The following is a 13,242-nucleotide window of genomic DNA, read 5'->3' as shown; positions in this document are numbered from 1 at the left end:
CTATAATTGTTCTCTAATTTTTTTTGCTATATCTGCTAATTCCTCATTCGATAACTTCAGCTTATGCTCAAAGTTCATATCAGACATTCCGCTAATCGGAATCAAGTGCATATGTGCATGAGGTACTTCAAGCCCAATTACTGCATGTCCAACCCTATTGCATGGGAATACTGCTTTTATGGCTTTAGAAACTTTTTTTGCAGCAATATATAACCCACTTAAAGTTTCATCATCTAAATCAAACATATCATCAACTTCCTTTTTTGGAACAATTAAAGTATGTCCTTTTTGAACAGGGAAAATATCTAAAAAAGCATAGTAATTATTATCTTCATATACTTTATGTGAAGGTATTTCTCCTGCAATAATTTTCGTAAAAATAGAGGCCATTTATCTAATATTTTTTTGGTTTTAAGACTAAATAGATAATCATTAAAAATGCAGATATAAAACCTAAAGAACTCATGATAGGCATGCCTAAAAAGTTTCTACTAGAATAAGGTATTGGTGCATTCATGATGATACCTGAAGTAATTAATAAAGCTGCTATTAAAATGACAATGTTTAAATTGGATGCAGCTTCGCTCTTTTGTTGAATTAAAGGTTCCAATCCCTTATGTTCAACATTCAAGGATAATTTACCTGTTCTTGTTTTCTTTAAAATATAACGAACCTCCATCGGAAGGTTATAAAATAAAGAAGACAATTGATAAAATGTATAATAAAAATCAGAGCTTAAATTTTTAAATGAAAACTGTTCTTTAGCTAATTTCTCGGCATAAGGCTCTATCTCTGGTAATACTTCTAAATCAGGAGATACTACATTGATGATTCCTTCTAAAATAGCCAATGCCCTAAGTATTAGAAAAATACTTCCAGGAACTGATAAAGAGTGTTTATAAATGATATCTTGTAATGCAGTTGTCACTTCAGCCATAGTGGCTTCTTCGTTACCATGTGTATAATAACGATCCACCATATTACTTAAATCTTGCTCTAAAGCTTTCGTATCTTCATTCTCCGTTTCTTTGGCTATTCGTCGTAGATGAAGTGCCATTCCTCTTGCATCATTTCGAGCCATAGAAGCTAAAAAATTAGCTAGAGCAAAACGTTGATATTTTGATAAACGACCAATCATACCAAAATCTATTAGAATGATTTTGCCGTCTGGCTGAACTAAAACATTGCCTGGGTGAGGATCTGCATGGAAAAAGCCTTGTTCAAAAATTTGATCAAGGTAAATATTCATACCAGCATTGGCTACATCTTTTAAGGATAGCCCCCAAGATTTTATCGTTCTTATATCTGTAATCTTACAACCACTAACATATTCCATCACTAATAGCTTCTTAGTTGTATATTCTAAGAAGGCATAAGGTATATGTAAATGATCCTTTCCTTTATTGGCTTTTCTAAATTGAACTAAATTTTTTGCTTCAATTGTGTAGTCCAATTCATTGACGATACTTTCCTCAAAGGTCTCAACAATATCGTCAGGATTAAGTAAGCCGTATTTAATAAAAAATGGATGTGTGTGTTTTACAAATTCTTTTAATAGTCTTAAGTCTGTTAGAATTTGTCCATAGGCACCAGGACGTTGTATTTTTAATACAACATCTTTCCCATCTTTTAATCTTGCTCTGTGTACTTGACCAATACTTGCCGCTCCTAATGGTTTATTATCAAAGAAAGAAACAAAATCATTTAGACTCATTCCTGTTTCTTTTTCTACAATAGCTATTGCCTCCTCTTCAGAAAAAGGAGGAACACTGTCTTGTAATTTTTGAAATTCTTCAATTAAATCTTGTGGAAGTATATCGGGTCTGTTACTTAGTGTTTGTGCAAACTTGATGAACGTTGGGCCTAGTTCTTCGACCACCATTCTAATCCTTTCCGCTCTACTATATTTAAAAACAGGTTTATTGTCTCTTTTCCAATCATCAATGGGTACAAATCGCTTTAAAGATGTAGTAGAAACAACATCTTCGAAACCATATTTCAGTAGAATTTTAATGATCTGCTGAAGTCTTTGTATATTTTTTACTTTAGTGGAAAAAAGCATTTATTACAATAAAAAAATCAATAAAAGTATTTTGTTTTTAATTCATATCGTTGATGTGAAAAATCAACTTATTAAGCGTCATTAGTTGTTATACCAAATAAACTATAAGATGTCATATCTATTCTCTTTTACTCCGTAATATCCAACTTATTTGAATGAGATCATTGATCTATTATTTTTAAACTTAATCAAAAATAAGAAGTACAGAACTAATTCAACTTTTAATCGTCAAATTAGTATTAGATAAGACTAATTACCTCAACACAATTTAATGAACGTAATTAGAAATAGTACTTTTTTAAAGCAATTCTTGATAGGAAATATCCGATTTTAAACAATTTTTTTGTTTGTATACCCGATTGCAGTACTTATTACTATAAAAAATGGATGTAGATGTCGTGCTAAAAAGGATATCCAATAGCTAGATTGAAAACTAATTGATTAAATGACGGCTTTTTGATTACCCATTTATCTCCATCATCTGGGGTATATGGCACTCTTAAAGGAATGGCAAAATCAAGACGGATCACAAAAAACTGCACATCGACTCTTACACCAACTCCGGCACCATACGCCATTTCTTCTATTACTTTTCCAAGGGCAAATTCACCTCCTGGTCTTTCTGGATCTGCTGATGCTAACCAAACATTACCATAATCAAAAAAGGCGGCTAGCTTTAAATATTGATGTAAATCATAACGGTATTCAAAACTACCTTCAATTTTAATATCACCTCCTGAGTTTCCAAAAGAACCCGCTGTATTTATACCATCCGGATCATAGAAACTACCAGGTCCTAAAGATCGTGATCTAAATGCTCTGATAGAGTTAGGACCACCAACAAAATACTGTTTAATAAAAGGTAAAGTACTTGAATTACCCCAAGGTTTTGAGTAGCCTATAACAAACCTTGTAGCCATTTCTCCTCGTTTAGTTGTTTTAAAGTAATATCTAAAATCATTGGTTAGTTTGACATATTGAGAAAATGGATTTCCAAGAATCTTATATTGATTATCAACAGGATCTTTTTCTTGGCCAGTACCTTGCATTATAGCATACCAAAGGTTACCAGAAATATCCACATTACCTTTATAATAAAAACTACTATTCTTTAATTTTTTATCCCAAATTGGAGCATATTCAAAAGTATAATTTGACCCTAAAATAAACTGATTTTGAAATGATTCTTTTAGTGAAGGAAATACTTCACCAATATCTTTTCCATCTGTCGAACCAGTTGCTTGATAACTTATTGAAACTGGATTTAATGTATGTCTAATTTCTTCATTTGTTCTCCAATCAAAACCATAGCTTGTATTAAAGTAATTTAGGGTATATGAAGGAAAGAAATGATAACGTTTAAAACCTAAACCAAAATTGGTATAAGGAATATAAAAATCACCACCAGGTCGAACATCAAAAGGAGCAATAACTCTGGGTATTGATAGTTTTGTATCGAAACCATACCAAAAGATGACATCTACTCCATTAGAATTACCACCAAATTGTTTTTGTACCCCTGTAAATAAAGTGAATGATAGTTTTTCCGCTCCTCCAAAAGTATTTCTATTTTTCCATGTAAAGTCTAATTCCGGTCCTGTATACCCAGTAGACCATGTTGACATAGAAAGTTCAGTAGAAACAGAATGAAGAGTAACCTGAGACATTTTAGCATTTACATTCATCTTCCCATTATATGGATCAACTGTTTCTTTAGGTTCGAACTCCATATTCACATATTTGAAGACACCTAGACCAGAGAATTGCTTTAATGAAGCTTGGTGATCATGTCTTGAGTATTTCTCACCTGATCTTAATTGCAATGTCTCATCAAGTATTCTTGGTTTAAGGTTTACGGGATCTCCAAAATAAACAATACCTGAATCTATATCGACTTTTTTATGATTCCTTTTCGATACATTTAAACCATCCAAATCAAAATCGGGCTGTAATACTACTGAATCAATTTCATATTGTCTTGTCACTTTGGGTGGCATTTCTTTAAAATTAGCATAGACATTAATAGTTCTATCTCTATTTGCAGAATCTAAATCAAACATTAAATAATTAGAACTAAAGAAATAGTAGCCACTATCTTTTAATGCGTTATTTAATCTTATTCTTTCTTCTCTAAATGCTTTTAAAGAATATCTATTTCCAGATTTTAGAACAGAAAGATTTCTGAGTTTTTCTATTCTATTATTGAATGGATTTTCTTCTTCTAAATCCCAATGAATACTATCTAAAACATACGGTTTCTCTTTGACAACAACTAAATAATCTACTGACATAGATTTAGCCGCTGAGTCATATTTTTTATGATACTTTACTTTTGAATCAAAGAAGCCATTATTATTAAGAGTTGACGTTAATAATTCAACTGTTTTTTTAGAAACGTTCTCATCATAATACACTGGTTTTTCTCCAAATGTATTGTTCAAACGTTTTTTCAATCCTTTTGGTCTTTTAGCATTTTGGGCTTTATAATAAAACCATGAAGATGTTTTTTTATTAGGACTAATACTAAGATTCTCAGATAGATCATATTTTAAATCATCATCCACCTTAATACTGTCAGGAGTATCATATTTGATTATCGCTCCTGTATAAATACTTCTATCCTCTTCGATATATTTTGTTATGCTACATCCGAAGAAAATAAAAGTAATACCAAGAATATATATGTACTTATTAATTTTCATTACTTGCTAATAAAATGTTTTTGGTTCTATGGTAGAACGGAGTGAAGTCTTTTATAAAAGAGGTTGACTTTTTAGGTTCGTTAGATGTAGAATCATTTTGTACGGGAAGAGTTGATGATTGTTGAATTGAGTCTCCTTTTACATCCATTTCTACATTTGTACTATCTACTTTTGCTGGATTCATTGTACTATTAGAAGAGGTTGAATCAGTTGTTGATGCCGGTTTCATACCTGCATTATTAGTAGAGTCTACTTCCGCCTCTTGCATACTTCTATTACTTGTTGAATCAGTATTAGAAGGCTGCATGCCATTTGATTGAGTTGAATCAGAAGCACTCATCATACCACCACTAGTATTAGACCTTTTGATCATACCCATTCTTTTTCTAATATCTTTCTTCTTATCCAGGTTTCTTATAAATAACTCTCTTCCTTGATTATAATCTTTTGTAAATACTATTGAAACACCTGTCTTAAAAACATCTGGTGTGAAATATTGTGGATCAACAGTTCTGAATAATCGATTTTTAAGTGTACCATCAGTTAGAAGATTATATTCTAATAAGAAGTCCGTATTAAAAGTATTAGAACTATTTTGTGCTTCATTTCCATTTACAGCTACTTTACCTCCTACAGAAACACTCAATCGATCATTGAATAAAGTTTTCTTTAATGTTACACCTACATCAGTTCTATTAGAAGAACCTCCTCCATTATTATTTTGGGAATAAGAATCTACATCAAAGTTTACATCAACAAAACCATTCGTTAAGTTATTTGTCACATTATTCAATTGCTGACTAATAATAGAGCTGACAGAACCAGCGACCATATCCGTTGTAGAACCACCATCACCACCTGCATCATTTAAGAAAGTTCCTAAAATTAACAAGGCGAATACCTGTTTATTTAATTGTGATTCATCTTGATTGAGGTTTTCCACTGCTGATTCAATTTTATCACCTCCTTGACTTCCTTCTGGATATTCTAATTTAAATGAGAGTTCTGGTGTAATCACATCTCCTCTCATATTCATATATACCTTAAAATCTCTTTTAGACTTATATTTATTCGATTCAGATTGACTAATTTGATTGGCCACTAATGGATACGGTGAAGTTCCTATTTCATAGATGGCTGTCATGTCAGCTTGAGGGTTATAAGGATCGCCGGTCCATAATACCGAACTTCCTTTTTCTAGAAGTAACTGTTTATTCATTAATTGATAAAAAGTCATGCTATAATCACCCTTAGTTACTTCATATTGACCTGACATTACTAAATCTCCTCCAGCGTCCATTCTCAGGTTTAATGTACCACCACCAACTAAAGTTAAAGCATCTCCTGCTCTAGGGTCTATGACGACTCTAAAAGATGATTTATCATCAATATTTATTTTTGCACTTAACTCATAGTTATCAGACTTCTTTTTGATTTTAGTAGTATCAGATTCCTCAATAAATTCAATTATATCGTCCCCGGTATCCACATCACCTAAACCACCATCTATGTAAACATAGGTCAAATCTGTACCTCTTGATATTCGAATATCTGAATCAATAATTAAATGATCAATAGGCCCTTTAATTGTTGTAATATTACCAATAATCAACTTTCCAAAGTATTCAGGATTGTCTTGTGATGTTGAATTCATCAAAACGATATCATCAGCTGAAAACTTAAGATCAAAATCCATTGATGTATAATCTTCCGTTTTAATACTACCTCCAAGTAAAGCTAAATGTTCATGTTTATCCATGAAACCAAATTGATTAAAGGTAATCCCCTTATCACCAAACGTAGCTGAACCGTCTAAACCAAATAAGGTTAAATTGATCATATCTACTTTAAAAGTAGGATGATTCATGTTTAGTTTACCTCTTACGAAAAGAGGATTCGAGCCTCCCGCTCTTACTTTCATATTACCACTAAAACCACCTGATAAATTGGATAAATAACCCATAGAAAGCTTTTCAAAAGGTTTTATCAGAAGACTATCTATTTGCATAGACAAATCTAATGGAGCTAAAGTATCAACCATATTAAAAGTAGCATCAGCGGTCATGTTACCTATTGGACCATCAATTATAGTATGGTTTTCATAGATATTTATGTTTGATGTATTGGTTGCTGTATTCTTTAAACTTGCAATTATATTATTGAATATGCCAAATTTATCAACAGTTAAAGTTGAATGTAACTTCCCTCCTTCAGAAATATCACCGATTTCTACATCCATATTAATCAAACCATTAATAAGAGAAGTATCATTCGTGTTATTGTAAGTCAAGTTATCTAAAGAATAATCTTTGATTTCAAATTTATAAACGGTGTCTTGTTTGTCGTATTGAGAGCTATAAAAATTGATTTCTTGGTTTTCTTGCTTTAATCTCAAATTATTAATAAAAGGTAACCCTCCATCTGAGAGAATATAATTATCCTTATCTACCTTCCAATCCATTGCATTAACTACTAGATGATCTGCTAGACTAAATTTATAAGTTGTACTATCTAGGCTGAGTTCTCCACCAGCCCAAAGCCACTGTTTTTGTAAATCTTCTGATTTACCCTCCGTTATAAACGTTAGATCATTGTCTTTTGCTTCGCCTGATAAACTCCAATGATGTAAAGCATAGTCTTCATAACCTATATACCTCAACCTATTGAACCCAGTGCCATATTTAAAGACTGTACCATCTGCATGAAGTGACAAATAAGTAGAATCAATATCTATATCTGAATAGGTAATTCTAGGTAATAATACATCAAAATCGAATGTATTCGTAGCGGCATCAAAATTAAAATCACATTTGCTAAGTACTAATGAATCCAATCCTTCAATAATACCATTTGTCAATAATTCACTATCACTTAATTTTAAATAACCATTCATTTTTCCTTTTGATGGAGGAAGTGCTCCTATCATTTCTCTTGACGATATATATTGAGAAAAATATCTTCCTAAAACATCCGTCAAAGAATCCAATGGTAAGTCTGAATTTACAGCACCTTCCATATATGGAGCTGATAAACGACCCGCAATATGAGTAGAATCTAATTCTGCATGTAGCTTTATTTGTTTAAACTCATAGGTCTCTTTACCATCATAAATGTAGAAATCGTTTAACGCTAGAGTTGAGTTTAAATCCTTTATATCAAAACCTTTGGTATCGGAATCAATTTCCATACCTATGGTTAAAGTATCAGAATACAAGTTTAATTTATAGAAGTCGAGATGGTCGATGTTACCATGAATATCTGCTAGAGGGATTTCTTGATTCATATCAACATATCCATTCAATACAAATTGAGCACCTTCACCTTTTGTTTTTGCATCCCATTTTACAGACATTCTATCTATATCTAGGTTTGCTTTTAACCCTCCGTAATCATAATTATTATAGACCGCTTCTTTTAAATTAAAAGTAATTAAGGCTTTTAAGTCATCTTCAGGATCGAACCCTTTCCCCACTGCCGTTAAGTAAGTACTCACATCTCCAATCGTACTGTCTTTCAATATTTGACCAACAGCTAACTTTCGAGTGTTTGTAGTTATTTTATATTCATCATCATTTAGCAACAAAAATTGCAAATCAAAAGCACCATAATTATCTAAATTAAGGTTCATGTCTCCTTCTAGATCATCTATTTTGCCCTTAAGTTTTATGTCACCTAGAATATGAGGAGGGATATCAAATGCATTTCTTATACTATCTTCTAAATTGATACTTAATAGAGGTTGGGTATTGAAATTCAAAGAATCAATTTTGATATCAAAATATAATGAATCATCAGACATTACATCTCTTAATTCAATATCATAGTCAGTAACTAATCCTAAATTTGAATTTAATTTACCTTTAGAAATTCTCATTTGTTTGGTTGATCCTTTTACAATCATACTTCCATCTACTGTAGAAGTTAAATAAGGCGAAACAGCAGAATCTTGTTTTAAATTTGGATCAAAAATTAAAGCATCAACGAAAGATATATGGGATCTCTTTAAATGGTTTTCAAATTGTAAATCATCAATATAATCTCCGATTTGATAAAGGTTTGTGAAGTTTAATTTTAAGTCATTTAATAAAAAACTATTGTTCATCTCGACAAGTAGTTCTTTGACATTTAATTCTTGAGGTTGTACATCTAAATATGTCGATAAACTTCTTACATGTAAACCTGACTTCTCCTTCATATCAAAATGATCTAGATCTATGTAAATCTGTTGATCATTTACTTTAATGTCATGTGTACGTAGATTACAGTTTGATAATTGAATATGATTTGGATCTAAGCCTTTCACAGGAGTATATAATTGATCATCATATTTCAGGTTAAAATCATTTATACTGATATCTTGAATTTGCACATCCCAATCAATACCTAAACTTGTCAGTGGTTCTAAAGGCAAAACTTTTGATGGTGGAGTAACAATAGTAGTATCAGATGTCATTTGATACTCTATTTTAGAATGGTCAAGATTTATACTAGCTAAAGCTATTTTTTGTTTGTTAAGGTCAAACGTGTGTTGTAATACACTCCAATGTCCTATATGCACAACTGCCTTTTGAGGACTTACGCGATCATCATAAGTAAGATCAACGTTTTTAATATCTAATTTTGAAAGTAATAGTTTGAAATCTGTAGATGATGTTGCAGTTGTATCTTCTTCTGAAACAGGCATTTCACCAAATTGAAGATAATCAATTTCACTATTTTCAAGTAAAACATTACTTATGTTATATTCCCCTGTATTTAGGTTTATCTCTGGGATTACAGTATAAAGTCTACCTAACTTTAACTTCGTACTTAAGTTTAAAACGCTATCAATATAAGTGATATAAATATCTCTTAAATCTATATCATTTAATATGATTGGTGGAATAATTGAAGTAGTTGTATCTTCTTCTACTTCAACCTCTTCATCTGAAGCAAATGCATTGATTAGGTAATCGAAATTGAATTCACCTTTAGCGTTCACACTAACATGAGTTTCTAAATTGTTGACAGCAAATTTGTCGAGAACAATTTTCTCTAATGAAATTGTTTCAGCGTCTACATCAATTTCAATGTCTTGAATAGATATAAAGTCATCTCCATTAGGGTTTTTAAGGAGAATATCTTCGAGTACTAATGATTTCGGAAAGTTTAAGGCTATATACCCTATTTTAACTTCACTGTTTGTTTTGTCAGATAGATACTTAGTTGCTTTGTCTACTACATAGTTTTGAACATAAGGCACTCTTAATATGCCGTAGATAAAACCTAATAGTAAGATAAATAAAACTAGGATTCCAAAGAAAAGACGTTTGAGAGATCCTTTCATTCTCGGTTATTTCAATTTAGTTGTGGTGTGACCAAAATTAAAATTAAAGATTTTTATGTTTTATTACGAGAATTAAGCAGATTAATATCAAATGATTTATTTTTTATTTTTCCAAGCATTAAGCCTTTGACTTAATAAATCACTCACGATCTTAAAGTTATCCCAATTATCATGAATATGGAACATAGATTCATGTTCTTTCATTAGAGCATCTTTGTAATCATTTAGGTAATCCCCAGAGCAATAATAGTCTAAAATAAATGGCTGTATTTCTTCGTTAAATAAATCAATATCTAGTACCCCATCTAAAGTTTCTGCTAGAATAATAGGTGTAATATCTTTTCTTGAAAAGTGTAAAATTTGAGTACCAAAATCGTCTTCATATTCTTCGCTGTAGTGATCATTAAGAATAATCCATCCAAAGAAATGTCCTATATGTAAATATGCTTGATCTAAAGAAATATCTTCAGGATACTCTTTACCAAAATAATTTCTCACATTATCAATTACAGTTGTATTCATAGCTTTATAGTAGTTAATCAGTAGATATTTGCGATAACAATAGTATGCATCTAGACATAGTAATCGTTTTACTATTCCCAATTGTACACTTTTTTTTTTGTAAGATGCAAAAAGATTTCAAAATTATTAAATTTAAGTAGGATTTGAGGTGTAGAATAAATTACCTTGAGTATATATTAATTTGTTCATAACTACATAAAATTGAGAACTCTTACATTTCTATCATTTTTTATACTGACATTAACCTGTTTAAGTAATCAAGATACATTAGCACAAAATGCAACATTAAGAGGTGTTGTCTTAGATTCGATAGGTCAACCTATCCCTGCGGCTATGGTTCAGGCAGGAACAGATCAAAGTAACTTTTATATCACTAATGATGAGGGAGCCTATATTCTTGAATTAAATTCTGATTCTTTAACTACTATATTTTTTAATCACCCTAATTTTTCACCTAGAGCATTTCAGATAAAACTATATAAAGGGGAGATAAAAACTTTAGATATTAAACTTTACAAGCAGATATTTGAGCTAGATGAAGTAAAAATCACTGGTACAAAAGAAGAAGAAACAAGAACAAAAGCAGGTTCAATTTATGTAAAAGGTGAAGACCTACAAGAAATTCCCGTTGGATTTGGTGAATTTACACAACAATTAGTTGCAAGTGGTGCATTGGGAATTGCTTCCAACAATGAACTATCTTCTGATTATTCTGTAAGAGGTGGTAGTTTCGATGAGAACTTAGTTTATGTAAATAATATTGAGATCTATAGACCTTTTATTGCAAGAGCTGGCCAACAAGAAGGTTTGAGCTTTGTCAATTCTCGTATGGTAGATAATATTGAATTTTCTTCTGGTGGATGGGAAACTAAATATGGTGATAAACTTTCAAGTACATTGAATATTGCCTACAAGAAACCATTAAGTTTTGAAGGTACTTTAGAAGCGTCTCTACTTGGAGGTAGTTTAACAGTGGGTGGTGCTTCAAAAAATAAAAAACATACCGCTATTGCTAGTGCTCGATATAAATCAACAGAATATTTATTAAATACTTTACAAACTGAGGGAGAATATAGACCGAGGTTTGGTGATTTTCAATCTTATTTAAGTTTTGATTTATCAGGTAAAGGAAAAAAAGGAAAAACTTATTTGGATGCTATTCTATCTTATGCTTCAAATAGATACAGTGTTTTTCCATCTACTAGATCATCTAATTTTCAAACTGGAGAAGGTGTAAGTAATTTGACTATTGCTTTTGAAGGTAAAGAACAATTAGATTATGACACTTTCCAAGGAGGGTTAAAATTGATTCATCACTTCAATAAAAAATTCACTTCAAATATTATTACCTCAGCATTAGTTACACAAGAACGCGAAAGAAGCAATTTAGAAAATGCCTATAGAATATGTGATACACAAGATTTCAATAGCATCAACGATTGTTCTACAGAACTTGGTATAGGCGGAGGTTATCAATACTCTAGAAATACGCTGAAAGCGAATATATTTATTATTGAAAATCGTAATGAATGGGATCACAATGATCATTTGTATTCTGAATTTGGTGTACAATTGAAAGTTGAGGATATCAATGATCAATTGTCAGAATATCAATTCCAAGATTCAGCTGACTATGTGATCGATGTATCTAATGTATTAGATGCTACTAACACTCTTAATTCACAACGTTATTCTGGATATTATCAAACAACTTATCTTTCTCCTAATGATAAACATAAAATGACTTTAGGAGTAAGAGGAACGTATTGGACTATCAATAATGAACTCAACATCTCCCCTCGTTTACAGTATTCATTTAAACCTGAGTGGGAAAAAGATATTGTCTTTAACTTCGCTACTGGCGTGTATTATCAACCTCCTTTTTACAGAGAAATGCGTAAGCCTGATGGTACTTTAAATTTGGATTTGAAAGCACAAGGTTCAATGCACTTTATAGGTGGTTTAAATTATAATTTTGAACAGTGGGGTCGCCCATTTAAGTTGATTTCAGAAGTTTATTACAAACACCTTTGGAATGTTGTTCCATACAATGTAGACAATATTCGAATTAGATATTCAGGAGAAAATGAAGGGGTTGCTTACGCTATGGGTATAGATACTCGAATTAGTGGTGAGTTTATTCCAGGTACTCAATCATGGGTTGCTTTGAGCGTGATGTCTACAAAAGAAAAAATTGAAGGAGATCCTAGAGGATATATTCGAAGACCAACAGATCAAAGAGTAACTTTAGCCATGTTTTTCCAAGATCATTTACCCAATAATCCTACAATGAGGATGAATTTAAGGTTTATGTTCGGATCTGGTTTACCTTTTGGCCCTCCAGATCAACCCGAATATAGAAATGCTTTTAGCGGTGGAAACGAGTATATGCGATTAGATTTAGGGTTCAATAAAATTATAGCGTTAAATAAAAAGTCAGAAAATCCTAGTGAAGAGTTTATGAAAAACCTTCAAATAGGACTAGAAATATTGAATGTTTTAGGTAATAATAATGTCATTTCACATACATGGGTGAAGACATATGATGGAAAACAGTACGCTGTTCCAAATACTTTATCTCAAAGATTTTTCAATGTAAAAATGATTTTGCAACTTTAGAGAAAGAAATA

At 31.4% G+C, this 13,242-nt stretch carries 6 protein-coding genes; 1 reads left to right on the top strand and 5 read right to left on the bottom strand.

Going from position 1 to position 13,242, the window contains the following annotated elements:
- The 5 genes from NH26_RS03535 to NH26_RS03515 all read right to left on the bottom strand — a co-directional run bounded on the left by NH26_RS03535 (position 1) and on the right by NH26_RS03515 (position 10,612).
- Positions 1 to 390, bottom strand: a complete 390-nt coding sequence (locus NH26_RS03535) for an HIT family protein (RefSeq protein ID WP_044225330.1) — start codon at positions 388 to 390, stop codon at positions 1 to 3.
- 4 nt (positions 391 to 394) lie between these two features.
- Entirely contained in the window at positions 395 to 2,062 is a 1,668-nt protein-coding gene (locus NH26_RS03530) for an ABC1 kinase family protein (RefSeq protein WP_044225332.1), read from the bottom strand.
- Between the two features lie 401 nt (positions 2,063 to 2,463).
- The gene (tamL, locus tag NH26_RS03525) at positions 2,464 to 4,764 is read right to left on the bottom strand and encodes a translocation and assembly module lipoprotein TamL (protein WP_044225334.1); all 2,301 of its coding nucleotides are present in this window, start codon (positions 4,762 to 4,764) and stop codon (positions 2,464 to 2,466) included.
- Entirely contained in the window at positions 4,754 to 10,090 is a 5,337-nt protein-coding gene (locus NH26_RS03520) for a translocation/assembly module TamB domain-containing protein (RefSeq protein ID WP_044225336.1), read from the bottom strand. The genes tamL and NH26_RS03520 overlap by 11 nt, the downstream gene beginning before the upstream one ends.
- 96 nt (positions 10,091 to 10,186) lie before the next feature.
- Positions 10,187 to 10,612, bottom strand: coding sequence for a DUF7832 domain-containing protein (locus NH26_RS03515; RefSeq protein WP_044225338.1), 426 nt, complete (start codon positions 10,610 to 10,612; stop codon positions 10,187 to 10,189).
- A gap of 201 nt (positions 10,613 to 10,813) precedes the next feature.
- Here NH26_RS03515 and NH26_RS03510 point away from each other — a divergent pair, with 201 nt between their 5' ends.
- A complete protein-coding gene (locus NH26_RS03510; RefSeq protein ID WP_084812049.1) occupies positions 10,814 to 13,231 on the top strand; it encodes a TonB-dependent receptor in 2,418 nt (805 codons plus the stop codon).
- Positions 13,232 to 13,242: the final 11 nt, after the last annotated feature.

This window comes from Flammeovirga pacifica, assembly GCF_000807855.2.
Classification (GTDB): domain Bacteria; phylum Bacteroidota; class Bacteroidia; order Cytophagales; family Flammeovirgaceae; genus Flammeovirga; species Flammeovirga pacifica.
Note: the sequence above shows the minus strand (reverse complement) of the source record. Positions and strands in the feature narration are given on the sequence as shown.

What these genes read in the sequence shown, in the direction of transcription:
- NH26_RS03535 (WP_044225330.1), bottom strand. Translation starts at nt 390, where the DNA reads ATGGCCTCTATTTTTACGAAAATTATTGCAGGAGAAATACCTTCACAT.
- NH26_RS03530 (WP_044225332.1), bottom strand. Translation starts at nt 2,062, where the DNA reads ATGCTTTTTTCCACTAAAGTAAAAAATATACAAAGACTTCAGCAGATC.
- tamL (WP_044225334.1), bottom strand. Translation starts at nt 4,764, where the DNA reads ATGAAAATTAATAAGTACATATATATTCTTGGTATTACTTTTATTTTC.
- NH26_RS03520 (WP_044225336.1), bottom strand. Translation starts at nt 10,090, where the DNA reads ATGAAAGGATCTCTCAAACGTCTTTTCTTTGGAATCCTAGTTTTATTT.
- NH26_RS03515 (WP_044225338.1), bottom strand. Translation starts at nt 10,612, where the DNA reads ATGAATACAACTGTAATTGATAATGTGAGAAATTATTTTGGTAAAGAG.